This window comes from Limnobacter olei, from assembly GCF_029087225.1.
GTDB lineage: Bacteria > Pseudomonadota > Gammaproteobacteria > Burkholderiales > Burkholderiaceae_B > Limnobacter > Limnobacter olei.
This window is the reverse complement of the sequence record NZ_JARFJD010000010.1, coordinates 134,410-152,469: the sequence shown is the minus strand read 5'-3', so window position 1 is coordinate 152,469 and position 18,060 is coordinate 134,410. Positions and strand designations below refer to the sequence as shown.

The window sequence follows — 18,060 nt, the reverse complement described above, 5'->3', positions numbered from 1 at the left end:
GAGCGGGCTTTGGGCGAGCATGGAAGGCTGATTGCTCGCTTGCTGGTTTGCTTGGCCCAATCGGCTTGGGTTCCGATCTCTCGCCAGAAAACCTGTACTCCCCTTGCTGAGCCTTGCGATGCCTGAGAACGACCCTCCTAAACTACGGGTCGGGTCCGTTCTCTGTCGCCCATGCTGGTCAACAACGGCCCTGCTCGGCACGCAAGGGCAGGTTTTCTTGAAGGCGAGGCGATCGAAACACCGCCGCCGAATGGGCGTTGCGCCAGCGGTGACCATTCAAGTTCAGTTCCCAATAAACCTGTACTGTGAGACACAAGCAACCCATGCCGAGTAGGCTACAAACAGCAGCATACCTTCAAGTTGGGATCAGAAATCTGTATTTAGAGTAAACCCTCATCCGAAACGCCCCACTGTGCGTATAAACTTCGAACATCTCAACATTGCACCGCAGCAACCGTGAAAAAACTATTCAAAACCGCCCTGAAAATCAATGAGTTGGCCGTCAATACCGCGACCAATGCGGCGGATTGGTTTTTTCGAAAGGAAATCCTGATCCAGTCAGGAAAAACTGAATACGAAGTGATTGCCGAACACTTGCCCATGCGCGTGCGCTACTACGCCCCCACAGCAAGTACTCCAGCAGCCAGCCTTGCCGAAGGCGAAATCGAGGCGCCTACGAATCGCCAGCACGCGGTGCCATTGGTCTTGGTACCCCCGCTGGGCGTTACCACGGAAACATTCGACCTGATGCCCGACCGAAGTCTGGTGAAAGCCATGGTAGAGGCGGGGTTTCGCGTGTACCTGGTCGATTGGGGCAAACCGGAGCGCAAAGACGGCCACCTGGGCCTGTTCGACTACAGCAACGTCATGATGGGTCAGGCTTTGCAAGCAGTGCGCAAGCACAGTGGCTCCAAAGAACTGTCCATGTTCGGCTGGTGCATGGGCGGTTTGCTGTGCCTGCTGTACGCCGGCTACGGGCATGACAAACACATTCGCAACCTGGTCACGGTGGCCAGCCCGATCGATCTGCGCGACGGCAAAAACATCATGGCCTTTGCATCCAACACACTGAACGTCACAGCACGTTTCATTCGCAAGTACAGCGAATTCAGGCTGGATCGCATTAACCCAACCCTCTTCAGCCCGCCCGGCTGGATGGTCAGCCTGGGGTTCAAACTCACTGCGCCGGTGGCCAGCATTACCACCTATTGGGACCTGCTGACCCGCCTGAATGACCGTGATTTCGTTGAACAACACACCACTACGGCCGATTACCTGAACAACATGATGCTGTATCCCGGCGGTGTGGTGCGCGACTTCATGATTCGTTTTGCTGTGGACAACAAACTGGCGCATGGCAAAGTAAAAATTGGGGATCAAATTTCCGATCTGGGGAACATCACCGCCAACATGCTCGTGTTTGCAGGTGAAACCGATCACCTGGTGCCTGCCAGCATGGCCAAGAAAAGCCTGAAGATGGTGGCCTCGAAAGACAAGTCTTTTTTGCTCGCCCCTGGCGGGCACATGGGCGTTATTCTGGGCAGCCAGGCTCGGGAACATGTTTGGAAACAAGCGGCCGATTGGCTACGCGGCCACTCACAGGTGGAAGAACCCGCACCCAAAACGTGCAGGCCCCGGAACACCTCAGCAAAAAGCCCAGCAGTCAAAAAGGCAGCCTGAACCAAGCAAGCCCGCTTGAGTCAGGCGCTTTAAAGAAGCCTCTTTTTTACATTTGTCACAAAACCTTCATACAATAATTCGATATTTCCACTATTATCGAATTATGGAAGAAAACGATATCATCAAAGCATTGGCCGCCCTCTCACACAGCTCGCGTTTGCGGGTGTTCCGAGCCTTGGTGGTCACTGGCCCCACAGGCCTTACACCTGGGCAACTCTGCGAGCGCCTGGACATTCCTGCAGCCACCATGTCTTTTCATTTGAAAGAACTCAGCAACGCCGGTTTGGTTCAACCCATTCGCGACGGACGCAATCTGATCTACAGCGCTCAGTTTGCCCATATGAATGGCGTCATCGCCTACCTCACCGAGAACTGTTGCCAAGGTCAAAGCTGCACACCTGTTACTGCACCACACCACAACGAGGCTCACCATGAGTGACAAAACATTCAACGTGCTGTTCATTTGTACCGGCAATTCAGCCCGCTCCATTTTTGCAGAAGCCATTCTGAACCAGCTGGGCCGTGGTCAGTTCAAGGCTTATTCTGCAGGCAGCTTTCCAGCCGGCCGGGTCAACCCCTACACCCTTGAAGTGCTGCAACGCTGGGAAATGGACACCAGCAATTTGCGCAGCAAAAGCTGGGATGAGTTTGCTGCACCTGGCGCCCCCCAAATGGATTTCGTCTTCACAGTGTGTGATCAAGCGGCTGGCGAAGTGTGTCCCGTGTGGCCGGGTCAGCCAATCTTGGCGCATTGGGGTGCGCCCGACCCAGCCAAAGCTCAGGGCGATCATGAACACATCTTGCATGAATTCCGCAATGTGGGCCTGCTGCTTCGCAAGCGTATTGAACTGATGCTGGCCCTGCCCATTGCAAAACTTGAAAAACTGGCTATTCAACACGAAGTCGAACAAATAGGAAAAGTATCTTCATGAGCACCAACGTACTCATTCTTTGTACCCACAATTCTGCACGCAGTGTGCTGTCCGAGGGCATGCTGAATCACCTCGCCCGGCAGTACGGCAAAGACATCAAGGCCTTCAGCGCTGGCAGCGCGCCCAGTGGTCGCGTGAACCCATACGCCCTGCAAGCCTTGGCCAATGTCGGCATCGACACCAGCCAATACACCAGCAAAAGCTGGGATGTGTTTACCGAGCCCGGCGCACCAAAAATCGACATTGTGATCACCGTGTGCGACAGCGCGGCCGCCGAGCAATGCCCCTATTGGCCCGGTAGCCCAGTGAAAACCCACTGGGGCTACCCGGATCCCTCCAATGAAGTTGAAGAAAACAAGCCTCGCGCGTTCGAGCTGACAAGGCAGGCCATCAGCTTCAAGATGATGCAACTCATCCAGCTGCCTTTGAGCACCATGAGCACCGCAGAACTGAACACCGCACTGGCCGCCATCGCACGGAGCTAAATCAATATGTACTCCTTATCCAAACGCTTGGGTGCTGAATTCTTGGGTACCCTACTGCTGCTAGCCATCGTGATTGGCTCGGGCGTCATGGCCGAAAACCTGTCCGAGGGCAACAACGGCGTGGCATTGATCGCCAACACCTTGGCCACCGTGTTCGGCCTTTACATTTTGATTGAAGTATTTGGCCCCATCAGCGGTGCGCACTTCAACCCCGTCGTCACACTCACCATGGTTTTACTGAAACGCCAACCGGGTTCTGAACTGTTGCCCTACATCATCGTGCAACTGGCTGGTGCATTCTTCGGTGCCATTCTGGTTCACCAAATGTTCGATATGCAGCTCCTTCAGTTCTCTGAAAAAGCTCGTACAGGTTGGGGAATCTGGACCGGTGAAATTGTGGCCACTGCGGGGCTGTTGCTGGTCATTCTCATGGCCAAGGCAGAACGGGTTTCTGGCATGGTGGCCTGTTACATCGGCGCGGCCTATTGGTTCACCTCCAGTACCTCTTTTGCCAACCCCGCCGCCGCTTTTGGCAGGCAGTTCTCCAACAGCTTTGCCGGCATTGCACCGGGCGACGTACCCGCTTACATGGTGTTTGAGGTAATTGGCGGCCTGTTGGCCTTGGTTTTGTACAAGGCCTTTGGATCAAACAATTCGACCCTTACTTCTCAGGTACCCAACCCGGCGGCTTGATCAAGCACAACACCCGGTTTTTGAAGTCGGGGGCTGCCCTCAGCTTCTCAATCAAATGCCCCCAACCTGCCACCGCCTGTTTCAACGGGTTGGTGGTCAACACGGGCGTCAGCGTGCCGTAAACAGGCTTCACTCCAGGTACAAATTCACGGTAGGTGTCAAACCAGCGGTCCCATACAATCAGAATTCCGCCGTAATTGCAGTCGTGATACTCCTCATTCTTGGCATGGTGCAAGCGGTGGTGCTGCGGGCAGTTGAACACTTTTTCAAACCAGCCATGCACCTCGAAGGTTTCAGTGTGAATCCAGTACTGGTAGAGCAAATTTACCGTGTGTGCAAAAGTCACCACCAAAGGGTCCATGCCCAGCAGGGGCAAAGGCAGCCAGAAAACAAAGGTATAGAAAGGGCCCAACACAGACTGGCGCAAGGCAGTGCTCAGGTTATAGCGTTCGCTGGTGTGGTGGTTGGAATGTTCAGCCCAGAATGCGGCACAACGATGAGCCACACGGTGATACCAGTAATAACAAAAGTCGTCTGCCACCAACAACAGGGGAACAAACCACCAGGAGGAGACATCCCAGCTCACTACGCGGTATTCGAACAACCACAGCATCACGGGGTACGCCCAAAACACACTCAGGCCCATGGTCACCAACTTCAACGCTCCCATGGCGATTGAGCACAAGGAGTCCTTCAGTTCATAACCCGCATAAAAACCACTGGGCTTTTTGCGAATGGCCCAACCCTCAATGGCCATGGCTAAGAAAAAGTACGGAATAGCGACCACATACATCAGCAGGGTCCACTGTTCATAATCGGGCAAGGTCATTGCAGCGCTCACTCAACGAAACATTACAGAAAATGCATTTGTTGCAACGTATCGTAACCTTGTATCCGTGAGCGCTCAATACCAACTTTGCCGACATCTCCAATGGAAAAAGGCCCCGGTTTGTTAAAACCGGAGCCTTCCCGATCAACCTGGGTTGATGTTTACTTCAATGCAATCGCCTTGCCGTCGGTTGTCTTAACAGACTTCCATGCATTTTCGATCAACTTCACTGTGGCGTCTGGCAGTGGAACATAGTCCAGGTCAGAGCTCAGTTTGTCACCTTTGGCGTATGCCCAGTTGAAGAACTTCAATACTTCAGACGCTTTCGCCGCATCAGCCTGTTGTGTGTGGAACAGGATGAAAGTGGCGCCAGTGATTGGCCAAGAAGCCTTGCCTGGTTGCTCTGTCAAAATTTCATAGAAGCTGTTGGACCAGTCTGCACCAGCTGCGGCAGCCTTGAAGGAATCATCCTCAGGCTGTACGAAGGCGCCGTCTTTGTTCTTCATCTGTGTGTGTGTCAGCTTGTTTTGCTTGGCATAAGCGTACTCAACATAACCAATTGAACCTGGTACACGTTGTACAAAAGCAGAAACGCCTTCGTTACCCTTGCCACCCAAACCTACTGGCCACTTCACTGCAGTACCCTCACCAACGGTGCTCTTCCAGTCAGCACTTACCTTGCTCAGGTAGTTGGTGAAAATAAAGGTGGTACCGGAGCCATCTGCACGACGAATCACACTAATGTCTTGGTCGGGCAAATTCACGCCAGGGTTCAATTCAGCAATCGCCTTGTCGTTCCACTTGGTAATCTTGTTCAGGTAAATGTTGGCCAACACTTCGCCAGTCAACTTCATCTGGCCTGGGGCCACGCCTTGCAGGTTCACCACAGGCACAACGCCACCGATCACGGTTGGGAACTGCATCAAGCCTTTCTCTTTCAGGTCTTCTGGCTTCAAAGGCGCATCAGACGCGCCAAAATCAACGGTTTTTGCGGTAATTTGCTTAATACCACCACCGGAACCGATGGACTGGTAGTTCACTTTGTTGCCTGTTTCTTTGTTGTAAGCATCAGCCCATTTTGCGTAAACAGGAGCGGGGAATGAAGCGCCAGCACCAGTAATTTCAGCGGCGTTCACAGAAGTCATGCTCAGGGCCAAGGCGCCTGCGGAAATCGCTGTAGCGATTGTTTTGATGTTGAACATTTTTCACCTCACTTATTAAAGTACGGTCATAGTGCCTAACAAATGTTTCAGAATCATGACAGATATAAGGCGTTAACATAAATGTCAAAAAACCACACCAGGCATCCCGAATGTGGTTTTTTTGCAGAAAATTCAGGCACTTGGCTACCGTTTACTCGACTTATTACTTAGCCGAATCGACCTGTAATGTAGTTCTCAGTTTCCTGCTTCCTTGGTTTCAGGAAGATTTGATCGGTCACACCAAATTCAATCAACTCACCCAAGTACATGTACGCAGTGTAATCAGACACGCGCGCGGCCTGCTGCATATTGTGAGTCACGATCACAACGGTGTAATCTTCCTTCAGCTCAGTGATCAGCTCTTCGATACTTGCGGTTGAAATTGGGTCCAATGCTGAGCAAGGTTCGTCAAGCAGCAAAATCTCGGGCTTAATGGCAATGCCTCGGGCGATACACAGCCGCTGCTGCTGACCACCCGACAAGCCGTTGCCGCTTTGGTGTAACTTGTCTTTTACTTCTTTCCACAAAGCAGCCTTGGTCAACGCCCACTCTACGCGCTCCTCCATCTCGCCCTTGGACAGCTTCTCAAACAGACGGACACCGAAGGCGATGTTTTCGTAAATAGACATCGGGAATGGGGTTGGCTTTTGAAACACCATACCAATTTTAGAGCGAATCAAGGCGATGTCTTTTTTGCTGGTGATCAAGTCTTCGCCGTCCATCAGGATTTGCCCCTCGGCACGTTGCTCGGGGTACAGGGCATACATCTTGTTGAACACGCGCAACAATGTTGACTTGCCACAGCCAGAGGGTCCGATGAACGCGGTAACCTTCTTTTCAGGAATACTCAAATTGACCGATTTCAGCGCATGGAATGAACCGTAATAAAAATTCAGGTTCTTCACTTCAAGTTTTATCTTTTCTTCAACGTCAATCGTAGACATGGTCTAGGCCTTCAAAGGTCAATTATTTCGAGTTTTTCAGCAATGAACGCGCGATGATGTTCAGAATCAACACACCCGCAGTGATCAGGAATACGCCGGCCCAAGCCAGCTCCTGCCATTCTTTGAATGGACTGAGCGCGAAGTTGAAAATCATCACGGGCAGGTTCGCCATCGGCTTCATCATGTCGGTATTCCAGAACTGGTTCGACAGCGCGGTAAACAACAACGGCGCAGTTTCACCAGCAATGCGTGCAACCGACAACAAAATACCGGTGAGAATGCCCGCGTAACTGGCTTTGACCGTAATAGACATCACCATTTTCCATTTTGGCGTTCCCAATGCAAAGGCTGCTTCGCGCAGCGCATCCGGCACCAGCCGCAACATGTTCTCGGTGGTTCGAATCACAATCGGGATTTGAATCAATGCCAATGCCACCACACCGGCCCAGGCAGAGAAGTGGCCCATCGTACGCACCATGACGGCATACACAAACAAACCAATCACGATTGATGGGGCCGACAACAGGATGTCGTTAATAAAGCGTACCGAAGCGGCAAGCTTGTTGTCTTTGCGAGATTCAGCGAGGTGAATGCCCGCAAGAATGCCCAAAGGGGTACCAAACAAAGTGGCGAAACCCACCATCAACAAGGTACCGGTAATCGCATTGGCCAAGCCACCGCCTTCAACACCGGGCGGGGGGGTCATTTCAGTAAACAGGTCCCATGACAAACCATTGATACCTAGAGTTACTGTGGTGTACAGAATCCAGATCAACCAAAACAGACCGAAAGCCATCGCGGCCAACGACAAAGTCAGGGCAACCGAATTAACCAGCTTTCGCTTGGCCTGCATCTTCACGCGCATTTTCTCGTCAGTGGCCACTGTGGTGACCACATTATCTTTCGGCATGGCAGTCGGGTCGGTATAAATGCTACTCATGGCTTATCTCCCGTTGCTCGACAATTTGGCCAACAACAGCTTGGAAGCCACTAATACAAAGAAGGTAATCACGAACAGTATCAGGCCCAATTCCATTAGGGCCGAAGTGTGCAAGCCAGGGCTTGCTTCAGCAAATTCGTTTGCCAGTGCAGACGTAATACTGTTGCCAGGCGAGAACAGGGAAATGTCATTCAGGTAATTGGTGTTGCCGATCACGAAGGTGACCGCCATGGTTTCACCCAAGGCACGGCCAAGGCCCAGCATAATGCCGCCAATTACACCCACTTTGGTGTGGGGTAGCACAATTTTCCACACCACTTCCCACGTTGTACAACCCATGCCATAGCCTGCTTCTTTCAGCATCACCGGGGTTACTTCAAACACATCGCGCATCACCGCAGCAATGTAGGGAATGATCATGATGGCCAACACAACGCCTGCGGTTAGCAAGCCGATACCGATGGGCGGACCAGAAAACAAGGCGCCAATGACCGGTACCTGACCAATGGTCGCATTCATAGGACCCTGCACATATTTGGCAAAAATGGGTGCGAACACCAACAGGCCCCACATGCCGTAAACAATCGAAGGCACCGCAGCCAGCAATTCAATGGCCGTGCCCAGCGGGCGGCGCAACCAAGGCGGAGAAAGCTCGGTGAGAAATAGCGCAATACCGAAGCTAATCGGTACCGCGATGATCAAAGCAATGAAAGAAGTAACCAGCGTGCCATAGATGGGCACCAAGGCACCGTACTCGTCAATAGGAGGATCCCAATTGGCGGTAAATAGAAAATCGAATCCAAAAGCGGTGATGGTGGGCCAAGACGCCACAATCAGCGATGCAATGATGCCGCCTAGCATCAGCAAGGTGAAAATGGACGCTCCGCTGGTTAACACGCCGAATATGGCGTCGCCTCGTTTGGTCGGGGCCTTGATCGTCGAAGTATCAGACATAAGGTTATGTAGTTAATCCAGCAGAAAGTTTCACGCAGACCAGCAAGGGTATCCAAGAATTATGACAAAAAAATGACAAAAATTTGACGTACCCGTGAAATCGAATATCACGGCACGGAAACGTGGCGAAACGCCTACGCTGGCTTGCGCTTCATGAAAGTAATTGGCACCACCGATGGGGGCGGGCTGTTGAAAATATCTTTGCGCATTTTACCCATGATGTGCATTTCACAGGGTTTGCAATCGAATTTCAGGGTGTACTTTTGGTCACCATTGACCAAAACCATGGGCTCAGCCTTAACCTGGCCCTGAACACCTTTTACACCTTTGGCCTGTTTTGGGCACAAATTGAATGAAAATCGGAGACAATGCTTGGTGATCATGACAGGAACCTCACCAGCTTCCTCATGCGCCTCGTAAGCAGCCGCAATCATCTGCACACCGTGTTTTTTGTAAAATTCACGCGCTTTGTCGTTGTAAACATTGGCCAGGAAGCTGAGCGACTTTTCGGGGTACTCCACATAAGGCAGCACCGGCGCTTTGCGCGCAGGCCGTTGCCAGGCAGCAACTCGCGCGGCATTCAAGACCTCGATGGCCTCTCGGCGCATGGCATTCAACATGCTGGCAGGAACAAACCAGGGCTGGCTTAAATGCACATTGAGGCCCAACGCGGAATAATCCGTGCCGCCTAACTTGCCCAAGTGGGTTTTAATGCTTTCAATCGCCGTGTCGGCCTGCTTGGCCAACTCGAGGTTCAGATCAAGCTGTGAAGTCGCAGCTATTCCATCTTCGTCGGTCAGGCTCAATTGCAAGCCCTTCAACACATCGCCTTCCATCCACTCAGTCAAAGTGAGCCAGAGCCCAATTCGGCGTTCCGCACTTTCCTTGGTTAGCGCCATGTCCCAAGCGTGGTCACGGTTGCGGTGCATGGGCAAACCAGCTTTCAAGCCACCGTAGCTGTTGATTGGGTCTTTTGGAAATACGCGATACACCGCTTGACCATCAGCACTGCCGTGCAATTTCTCGGCACGGTTCACGTGCAAACCCACCACTTCCCGCTTGCGCATGAAGTTCAGGCCATCGCCGTTGTTGAGCTCATCGCTGGTTTGTATGTCGATGCTTTTGTCGCCCACTGCCACCACATGACCGATGGGTTGGCCAATAAACTTGGGTGAATCAAACGCACCAATGTCGATTTTTCGACCACTGGCAAAGTAATCTGTAGAACCGCGGTGAAAGTTGCGGTCAGGGTCGGGCCTGAAATAGTGGCGGGTTGTGCCACTGGATGCACGGGTAAACTCGCCGCGCTGCTCCATAATTTCATCCAACAAAATACGGTAGTGGGCCGTGATGTTTTTCACATAAGCCATGTCTTTGTAGCGGCCTTCAATTTTGAAGGACCGCACACCCGCATCAATCAAATGCTCCAGGTTGCCACTTTGGTTGTTGTCTTTCATCGACAACAAATGTTTGTCAAACGCCACCACCGCGCCGCTTTGATCCGTCAGCGTGTAAGGCAAGCGACAGGCTTGGGAACAATCGCCCCGGTTGGCACTGCGGCCCGTTTCAGCATGGCTGATGTAACACTGCCCCGAAAAGGCCACACACAGCGCACCGTGAATAAAGTATTCCATGGTCGCAGAATCGCCCACTGCCGCATGCACCGCCGCGATTTCCTCAACAGTCAATTCACGTGCCAGCACCAGTTGGGAAAAACCGCTATCTGCCAAAAACTTTGCTTTTTCAACGGTGCGAATGTCGCACTGTGTGCTCGCATGCAATTGAATGGGTGGCAAGTCCATTTCAAGCAAACCCATGTCCTGAATAATCAGTGCATCCACACCAGCGTCATACAACTGCCACACCAGCTTGCGGGCTTCTTCAAGCTCGGCATCGTGCAAAATAGTATTGATGGTCGTGAAAATTCGCGCATGGTAGCGGTGGGCAAACTCCACCAGCTTTGCAATATCAGCCACCGAATTGGCTGCATTGGCACGTGCACCAAACACTGGCCCGCCCAGGTATACCGCGTCTGCGCCGTGCAGAATCGCCTGGCGACCAATCTCCACGTCGCGTGCGGGGGCTAGCAATTCCAACTCGTGTGGCAACAAACTCATGATTTCACTGATATTTCTGGCAAGGGGTGAACATTATTTCAAAAAGCCGGTCTGATTGAAAGCAAAACCGTGGTTAACACCACAATCAGTTTCAATGTTGCACAAGGAGTAATTGCATGGCTTGGGTAGTTTGGTCGCGTAACACTGCAACTTTGTTGATGGGGCTATCCGGCTTTTTGCCCCTTGCACAGGCCCAACAACTGGAACAGGCCATATTCGCGGGCGGATGCTTTTGGTGCATGGAAGAAGCATTCGAGAAAATCAGTGGCGTGAAATCGGTTGAATCGGGCTACACCGGCGGGCGAACCTCCGCCCCCACCTACGAGCAGGTGAGCCAAGGCAACACCGGCCATGTTGAAGTGGTGCGGGTGCAATACGACCCCCGGCAAATCAGCTACAGCACCCTGTTGAAAGCCTTTTGGACCAATATTGACCCCACCGTTGAAAACCGACAGTTTTGCGATGTTGGCGAACAATACCGATCGGCTATTTTTTACCTGAACGAACAACAACACCGCGAGGCCAAGCAAAGCAAGGAGCAATTGCTGGGCACAGGCAAGTTCAAAAGCATTTACACCACTGTTGAGGCCGCCCAGACCTTCTACGTGGCAGAAGATTATCACCAAGACTTTTACCGCAAAAACCCCTTGCGCTACCGGTATTACAAAACCACCTGCGGCCGCGAAAACCGTCTGAACGAGGTGTGGGGCTATACACCCAGATAACAACACCTAGAACTACAATTCCAGTAAAAACAGTCACATCCAGCTACACTTCACCCCAAATTCACTCTGACCGACTGTGATGAAGCGTCAAGCACGCCTGTTGGCAATCCTCGCATTAGCTGCATTCAGCGTGTACACGGCCCCCCGTGCGTGGGCTGATAACCTGGAGAAAGTTCAAGACTGGCGCACGGCACTGCCTAACTCTTGGCAGACCGGCAAGCTGGCTTTGGTGCAAGTGCGCAACAGTCGACTGGCTTTGGCCAACAATATTCAATTCAATATTCAAAGCCTGCACGGCACGCTTGCCGCCATGCAACCCAACCTGCCTGTTTCCCTCGAAAACCCGGCGGCCTACGCCGTGAATGTGGAACATGCGCAACTTCGAATTGCCGACAACGTTTTGCAGGCACTCGTGCAAGCGGAACTTCAGGCCAGCGAAGCTCCTTTGCGTATCAAGCAGGTGACCACGCAAACCGATGGGATAGTGATTACCGGGGACATCAAAAAGCTGGGGTTGTGGATTCCATTCACCATGGAAGGCACCCCCTCCGTGGCCAATCCGCGGGAAATTACTTTAACCCCGCGTACCTTGAAGGTGGCGGGCGTACCGCTTTACAAAACATTGCTGGCCACCAACATTCAGTTGCAGTCGCTGATCGACATGAAGTCCAAAGCCGTAGCATTACAAGGCCAGGCCATGGTGCTGCGCCTGGACCAAGTGCTGCCCGACCCCAAACTTTCATTCGAACTGAATGCCGTGCAACTGGGGCAAGGCGAAGTCACCGTGTTGTTGGGCAAAGCCAGCCAGGCGCCCGGTTTCTTTTGTGAAGCCAATTGCCCCGCCAATTTTGTGTACACCCACGGCGGCGAATTGCGAGCCGCGGGCATGGTGCTGGCTGGCCAGCCCACCTTGGTCACAGGTATCAGCAATGGCAGCTTGCCCATCGCGCTACACGACTTGAACAGCGTAATCAGCACCAGCACCGTGCAGCTTCGCACCGACGGTGCCCTGTGGATCAGCGCCCAAGAAGGGCTACTCAACCCTGCTGAAACGGCCTTGCTCAACACTGGCGAGGCTGCGATTGCCCAACTTGAAGGAATGAACACTGGGCAGGAAGCAGTAACCCTGGCGGTGCACCATGCCACGCTGTTGTCACGCGAGGGGATTGAACTGCGTGTTGAAAAACTGTTGGCCAGTACTCAATCCACCGACCTTGGCCAACTGCCGACTGCCAAACAAACTGTACATGTGGGTGAAATTTCCTTGAGCGAAACTGCCATGAATACCCTGATGAACAAAGCATTGTTCAACTTCGAGGGCAGCCCAATTCGACAAGTAAACACCACCATTGGCGAGCCTCACTTACAGCTTTCCCTGCAAGTGAAACCTGAAATTTTTGGTATTCCACTGTTCTGGTTGCCCGCCAAACTCAGCGGCCCATTGCTTATTTCAAACGACAAACAGCACCTGGAATTCACACCCACCGAAGTGCGCATGTTTGGCCTGTCCATGCTGCCGCTGATTGATTACGCCGGGTTGAAACTCAGCAGCTTCATCAAAATTGAAGAGGCTGCAGTCAAGCTGCACGACAACACCATTCACATTGCCTTGGGCAGCGCACTGCCTCCATTGCAATTAAGCACCGAACTGCGAGCCATTAAAACAGTAATGCGGTCGCCCATTGGGCCTTACCTGCAAGTGCACGTGGGCACTTTGCCAGTTGAGAAAATTGGGGAAATTTACAATGCCATGGAATTGCTACCGCTGGGCTTGTGGATGAAAACGCCTGAATTCACAGCCTTGGGTATGCGCACTGGGCCCACACTGGGCCATGTTTACAACGACCCACGCAAGGAGCGGCTGATCATCGACCTTGCGCAATACCCCGACTTGCTGGCCACGGCCACCCTGCGCCTGCCAAAAACAGAAAGGGTGTGGGTCAGCATGCCCGGTCACCGAACAAATTACCTACAAAACAAAAGCGAGCGCCATCGACACAAAAACCAGACTCATCAGGTTCCCGACCATCACCAATGACGCAACGCGATGAGGTTGCAAACCGTATTTTTCTGCAAACACAAAACCCAGAACTGCCGGGGGCAATGCACCAAACACAATCAGCATGTCCGCATGCTCAGGACTTAAGGGCAAAAGCCACACACACAAAGCAGCAAAGATCAAACCACTGACCGGGCATACCACCCCGCCAATCAGCCCCAACTTCACGTCGGAAAAATCAGCTTGCGTAAGGCGCACCCCCAGTGCAAACAGAAGCAGCGGGATGGACACATCACCGGTCATGTCGATTGCAAAGTACAAGGGTTCCCACACTTGAATGCCAAGCACGCTGATCATCAAGCCGACCAAAGAGGCGGCAATGACCGGTTCCTTCCACAAGGTCCAGATTCGCGCATTGGGGCTCATCATCCAGGTGCCCAAGGAGTAATGCAGCGTGTTCCCCACCAGGAACAGCATGACGGCAGCGGGCAAAGCCTGCTCGCCAAAGGCCAATATCGCCAATGGCAAACCCATGTTCCCGCAATTATTGAACATCATCGGCGGTACAAACACGCGGCTGTCAATTCCAAGCAAACGCGCAAGCGGCCACGCCAGCAGGCCTGAACCAAGAATGACAATTACGCCGCCAACAGCCAGTAGCCAATACGCCTCAATATTGAAAGACTTGCTGGCCAAGGCTGAAAAAACAAGTGCCGGAACAAAAATTTCCATGTTCAACTGGTTGGCAAACTTCATGTCGGGCTTTTTGACCCGCCCATACCAATAGCCCAAAGCAACCACAGCAAAAATTGGAAAAATTACCGCAACAATGCGCAAGAACATAAAAGGCCGCAAAGGGAAAGAACAGGGAAGGTCGCAGTGTACTGCATGCTGTTATTTGCTGCGATTCGGGTTTGTATTGGTGGCCGTGCTGAACAGCAGCTTCAAAGCGGGGTGGTTCAGGTTGCGCGGGTGCGTGAACGCAAAAAAATCTTCCACCACGCCCTGCGCATCGCCCATGTGCACCACGGTGTGGTCGCGCACCACGTCTTCAATGAGCATGGCGGGTACGGCAAACAAACCCAAGCCTGCCCGGCCAAAGGTTTCCAGCAAAGCAAGGTCGTCGAACTCACCTACCACCGTGACTTCCACCCCCACACTTTCCAGCCAGTGTTCCAGTTTCAGTCGCAACACGTTGTTGCGTGATGGCATCAGGAAGGGCGCATGGTGCAGGCTTTGCGGGAAATTCGTTTTGTATTTCTCCTTCAAAGCCGGGCTTGCAAAAATTCGCACCGGGTAGCTTAGCAACTTGGCCACCTGCAAGTGTGCAGTGCCCTGCCCGCCGGGGCGCTCAGCCAACACCACGTCTACACTGTGTTGCACAAGCTCTGAACACAGGGCCTCGAACCGGCCTTCGTGGCACACCAGGCGCACAGGGCGCTGCATGCCCAGAATGGGTTCAATCATGTGAAACGACACGGTTTTGGGCAAGGCATCGGCAATGCCCACCGACAAACGCAGTGTGTAATCCAGTTGCTCGTCGCCCAGGCTTTCAGCCATTTGCTCGCCCAGCTGAAAAATTTGGTCGGCATAACGCAGCGCAATTCGCCCGGCCTCAGTCAAACCCAAACCCCGCCCCACTGGCTGAAACAATGCCCGCCCCAAAGTTTGCTCCAACTGGGTAATTTGGCTTGAAAGCGTTTGTGCGCGCAGCCCAAGCCGCTCGGCCGCCGCTGTCAGGCTGCCAGTGTTGGCCACCATCCAGAAATAGCGCAAGTGGTGGAAGTTCAGGTCGGTAAGTTTCATTAACCCTTCGATTTATTCGAATATTTACTAAACAATTGTTCCATTTATTCTTACATTGAACCAGCGTACACTTCAACTGTCTATTTCCCCGAAAGGAGGACGCAACCATGAAAACTGAAATTGTGGCTCGGCATCCCGAGATCGATGAAACCCTGCGCAGGTATGTACTTCGCCGCGTGCGCTCGGCCATCAATCGACTTTCGACCCAGATTAAAAACATCACCGTGAAACTGGACAGGCACTCGGCAAAACAGGCCGACCAGCGCAACTGTGTGATTGAAATTCGGATCGACGGGCAAGCGCCCTTGATCGTAGACAGCGCCGGGCCGCATTGGCTTAGCGCAATTGACCAGGCGGTTGAATCAGCAGCACGTGCTGTTCGCCGCCAACTGAAACACACCCTTCACCAGGTGACCCCCTTGCAATTGTTGAAAGGACAACACGCATCATGAAACGCATTGTTTTATTTTTAGCCACCAACGTCGCCATTATGGTGGTACTGGGCATTACCGTGCATGTGCTGGGCTTGAACCAGTTCATGGCCGGGGGGCAGCTTAACCTGACCATGCTCTTGGCATTCAGTGCTGTACTGGGCTTTGGTGGCTCATTCATCAGCCTGTTGATCAGCAAGAAAGTAGCCAAGTGGAGCACCGGCGCACAAGTGATTGAAACACCGCGCAACCCCACCGAGCAGTGGCTGGTCAGTACGGTTCAACGCTTTGCAGACAAAGCCGGCATTCCCATGCCGGAGGTGGCCATTTACGAAGGCGCGCCCAACGCATTTGCCACCGGCCCCAGCAAAAGCAACTCACTGGTCGCAGTTAGCACTGGTTTGCTGCAAAGCATGAGCCGTGAAGAAGCGGAGGCTGTATTGGCGCACGAAGTGGCCCACATTGCCAACGGCGACATGGTGACGCTCACGTTGATTCAAGGCGTGGTCAACACCTTTGTGTTCTTCCTGGCCCGCGTGGTGGGCTTTATGGTGGATCAGTTTTTGCGCAAAGACGATTCGGAATCCAGTGGCCAAGGCATGGGTTACTTCATCACCGTGATTGTGATGGAAATTACGCTGGGTATTTTGGCTTCCATCATCGTGATGTACTTCTCGCGTCAGCGTGAATTCCGTGCCGACTCGGGCGCAGCCTGGTTAATGGGCAACAAGCAACCCATGATTTCCGCTTTGAAGCGACTAGGCGGTATGCAGGCGGGTGAGTTGCCCTCGAACATGGCTGCATCCGGTATTTCAGGCAAAGGTGGTGTAATGGCCTTGTTCAGCAGCCACCCACCCATTGAGCAGCGCATTGAAGCATTGGCCCAGCAGCGATAAACCCGCGGTGTGCTGATAAAAAAACCCGCCGAAGTTTGGCGGGTTTTTTATTGGCTGAAATTCACATCACCCGGCGTACCTTCCAGAATGTTTTACGCCAATACAAATCATCAAGCCGGCTGATGGTGACACCCACTTTGGTAGATGCATGAAGAAGCTTGCCATCACCCAAGTAAAAGCCCACATGCTGGGTGGTGTGCCCTGTTCGAAAAAAAACAAGGTCGCCTACCTGCATGGCATCGCGGCCTACATCTACACCCATATTGACTTGTTGGGTGGTGCTGCGCGGCGCAGCAACATTGAAATGGGTAGCCAAAGTTTGTTGCACAAAAGCCGAACAATCAATGCCCGCCTTTGAATTGCCGCCCAGTTTGTAAGGTGTGCCGCGCCACTCACGAAACTGGGCCAGCAAGGCTTTTTGAACCTCAGGTTTTTCGGTTTCGAAGCCGGTAAATACGGTGCCGTCTTCAAGCACCAATGCATCAGAACCACCTTCCTGCAAACCTGCACAGGCCTGCAACAACAGCAGCAGGCACACGCCAGCAAACCGACCAAACACAGCTACAGCTTGATTAAACAACCGCCTTCCTTTCACTAAACCGGAGCAAACCCTTCACGAAGCGGTAAAGTAGCCACACACTTAAAATGCCGTAAACAATAAAGCCCACGCCAAACACCATCGTGATCATGGCCACCACAAACCAGAACATGCCAATCCAGAAGGTTGAAATAAGCCAGTCGTAATGACTGTAATAAATGGTGCCAGTTGATTCGCCACGCTTTACATAACAAATGATGAGCGCAATCAGGATTGGAATAAACGCCGTGAATATACCCACAGCACCCAACACATAGGCCACCAAAACGATGGTGCGGTTGGACTCTTCCGGATTAGGTTGATAGCTCATAGCGCTCCAGTGTCGGTAAGTACCTGCCCATTTTAGACGAGCGCACCGGCATAAAAAAACCCCGAGACCAATGCCCAGGGTTTTCCGAACGACTTGAATGGCACCTATTACAGCTTCAGTGCTGCAATACCGGCACGCGCCACTTGTGCATCTTGATCCGATTTCACGCCAGAAACACCCACAGCACCCACCACCTGGCCATCGACCACAATGGTTACGCCGCCTTCCAGCAGGCCATCTACATACGGTGCGGTTACAAATGCAGTGCGGCCATTGTTGATCACGTCTTCAAGAATTTTGGTGTCTTTGCGGGCCATGGCAGCAGACTTGGCCTTGGAAGGACCAATGTGTGCGCTCATGGGGGGTGCGCCGTCCAAACGCAGCATGCCCAACAAATGACCACCGTCATCGGCCACAGCAATGGTTACGCCCCAGTTGTTGGCTTCGGCTTCCGCACGGGCGGCAGTCAAAATGGCTTGTACGTCATCTACAGACAAGACGGCTTTGGTTTTCATGAAC

General features: G+C 52.7%; 20 protein-coding genes. 9 read left to right on the top strand and 11 right to left on the bottom strand.

The genetic code is table 11. The features are described from left to right. Positions 1–456 precede the first annotated feature (456 nt). The 5 genes from PY990_RS08050 to PY990_RS08030 all read left to right on the top strand — a co-directional run bounded on the left by PY990_RS08050 (position 457) and on the right by PY990_RS08030 (position 3,790). Positions 457–1,680 carry an alpha/beta fold hydrolase gene (locus tag PY990_RS08050; RefSeq protein ID WP_275271172.1) on the top strand — a complete coding sequence of 408 codons (1,224 nt, stop codon included), beginning with the start codon at positions 457–459 and terminating at the stop codon, positions 1,678–1,680. Between the two features lie 103 nt (positions 1,681–1,783). Beyond that, positions 1,784–2,119 (top strand): ArsR/SmtB family transcription factor, encoded by a 336-nt coding sequence (locus PY990_RS08045; RefSeq protein WP_275271171.1) that lies wholly within the window; start codon positions 1,784–1,786, stop codon positions 2,117–2,119. Continuing rightward, positions 2,112–2,612, top strand: a complete 501-nt coding sequence (locus PY990_RS08040) for an arsenate reductase ArsC (protein WP_275271170.1) — start codon at positions 2,112–2,114, stop codon at positions 2,610–2,612. Before PY990_RS08045 ends, PY990_RS08040 begins: the two co-directional genes overlap by 8 nt. After that, positions 2,609–3,097 carry an arsenate reductase ArsC gene (locus PY990_RS08035; protein WP_275271169.1) on the top strand — a complete coding sequence of 163 codons (489 nt, stop codon included), beginning with the start codon at positions 2,609–2,611 and terminating at the stop codon, positions 3,095–3,097. Before PY990_RS08040 ends, PY990_RS08035 begins: the two co-directional genes overlap by 4 nt. 6 nt (positions 3,098–3,103) lie before the next feature. After that, entirely contained in the window at positions 3,104–3,790 is a 687-nt protein-coding gene (locus PY990_RS08030) for an MIP/aquaporin family protein (RefSeq protein ID WP_275271168.1), read from the top strand. On the opposite strand, the gene PY990_RS08025 is transcribed toward PY990_RS08030, so the two are convergent. The 6 genes from PY990_RS08025 to PY990_RS08000 form a co-directional block, all read right to left on the bottom strand. Next, complete coding sequence (locus PY990_RS08025) at positions 3,759–4,619, bottom strand: sterol desaturase family protein (protein ID WP_275271167.1); 861 nt, start codon at positions 4,617–4,619, stop codon at positions 3,759–3,761. The genes PY990_RS08030 and PY990_RS08025 overlap by 32 nt on opposite strands. A gap of 161 nt (positions 4,620–4,780) precedes the next feature. Continuing rightward, positions 4,781–5,812, bottom strand: a complete 1,032-nt coding sequence (pstS, locus tag PY990_RS08020) for a phosphate ABC transporter substrate-binding protein PstS (protein WP_413789512.1) — start codon at positions 5,810–5,812, stop codon at positions 4,781–4,783. A 176-nt stretch (positions 5,813–5,988) separates the two neighbouring features. Then, complete coding sequence (gene pstB, locus PY990_RS08015) at positions 5,989–6,765, bottom strand: phosphate ABC transporter ATP-binding protein PstB (RefSeq protein ID WP_275271165.1); 777 nt, start codon at positions 6,763–6,765, stop codon at positions 5,989–5,991. 22 nt (positions 6,766–6,787) lie between these two features. Continuing rightward, the gene (gene pstA / locus PY990_RS08010) at positions 6,788–7,675 is read right to left on the bottom strand and encodes a phosphate ABC transporter permease PstA (protein ID WP_275271174.1); all 888 of its coding nucleotides are present in this window, start codon (positions 7,673–7,675) and stop codon (positions 6,788–6,790) included. A 33-nt stretch (positions 7,676–7,708) separates the two neighbouring features. Continuing rightward, a complete protein-coding gene (gene pstC, locus PY990_RS08005; protein ID WP_275271164.1) occupies positions 7,709–8,659 on the bottom strand; it encodes a phosphate ABC transporter permease PstC in 951 nt (316 codons plus the stop codon). A 134-nt stretch (positions 8,660–8,793) separates the two neighbouring features. Continuing rightward, positions 8,794–10,776 (bottom strand): peptidase U32 family protein, encoded by a 1,983-nt coding sequence (locus tag PY990_RS08000; protein ID WP_275271163.1) that lies wholly within the window; start codon positions 10,774–10,776, stop codon positions 8,794–8,796. 116 nt (positions 10,777–10,892) lie between these two features. Between PY990_RS08000 and msrA the strand changes: the two genes are divergently transcribed. Together msrA and PY990_RS07990 are read left to right on the top strand one after the other, a co-directional pair. After that, entirely contained in the window at positions 10,893–11,501 is a 609-nt protein-coding gene (gene msrA, locus PY990_RS07995; protein ID WP_275271162.1) for a peptide-methionine (S)-S-oxide reductase MsrA, read from the top strand. 79 nt (positions 11,502–11,580) lie between these two features. Then, positions 11,581–13,539 carry a hypothetical protein gene (locus PY990_RS07990; protein ID WP_275271161.1) on the top strand — a complete coding sequence of 653 codons (1,959 nt, stop codon included), beginning with the start codon at positions 11,581–11,583 and terminating at the stop codon, positions 13,537–13,539. On the opposite strand, the gene PY990_RS07985 is transcribed toward PY990_RS07990, so the two are convergent. Beyond that, complete coding sequence (locus PY990_RS07985; protein ID WP_275271160.1) at positions 13,471–14,343, bottom strand: AEC family transporter; 873 nt, start codon at positions 14,341–14,343, stop codon at positions 13,471–13,473. The genes PY990_RS07990 and PY990_RS07985 overlap by 69 nt on opposite strands. Positions 14,344–14,394: 51 nt before the next feature. Then, positions 14,395–15,306, bottom strand: a complete 912-nt coding sequence (locus PY990_RS07980) for a LysR family transcriptional regulator (RefSeq protein ID WP_275271159.1) — start codon at positions 15,304–15,306, stop codon at positions 14,395–14,397. A gap of 107 nt (positions 15,307–15,413) precedes the next feature. Here PY990_RS07980 and PY990_RS07975 point away from each other — a divergent pair, with 107 nt between their 5' ends. Beyond that, positions 15,414–15,758, top strand: a complete 345-nt coding sequence (locus PY990_RS07975) for an HPF/RaiA family ribosome-associated protein (RefSeq protein ID WP_105027983.1) — start codon at positions 15,414–15,416, stop codon at positions 15,756–15,758. Then, the gene (gene htpX / locus PY990_RS07970; RefSeq protein ID WP_275271158.1) at positions 15,755–16,633 is read left to right on the top strand and encodes a protease HtpX; all 879 of its coding nucleotides are present in this window, start codon (positions 15,755–15,757) and stop codon (positions 16,631–16,633) included. The genes PY990_RS07975 and htpX overlap by 4 nt, the downstream gene beginning before the upstream one ends. Positions 16,634–16,694: 61 nt before the next feature. On the opposite strand, the gene PY990_RS07965 is transcribed toward htpX, so the two are convergent. The 3 genes from PY990_RS07965 to PY990_RS07955 all read right to left on the bottom strand — a co-directional run bounded on the left by PY990_RS07965 (position 16,695) and on the right by PY990_RS07955 (position 18,056). Further along, positions 16,695–17,213, bottom strand: coding sequence for an NlpC/P60 family protein (locus PY990_RS07965; RefSeq protein WP_275271157.1), 519 nt, complete (start codon positions 17,211–17,213; stop codon positions 16,695–16,697). Continuing rightward, a complete protein-coding gene (locus tag PY990_RS07960) occupies positions 17,206–17,541 on the bottom strand; it encodes a DUF4870 family protein (protein WP_275271156.1) in 336 nt (111 codons plus the stop codon). Before PY990_RS07960 ends, PY990_RS07965 begins: the two co-directional genes overlap by 8 nt. Positions 17,542–17,648: 107 nt before the next feature. Continuing rightward, positions 17,649–18,056 (bottom strand): heme-binding protein, encoded by a 408-nt coding sequence (locus tag PY990_RS07955; protein WP_105027979.1) that lies wholly within the window; start codon positions 18,054–18,056, stop codon positions 17,649–17,651. Positions 18,057–18,060: the final 4 nt, after the last annotated feature.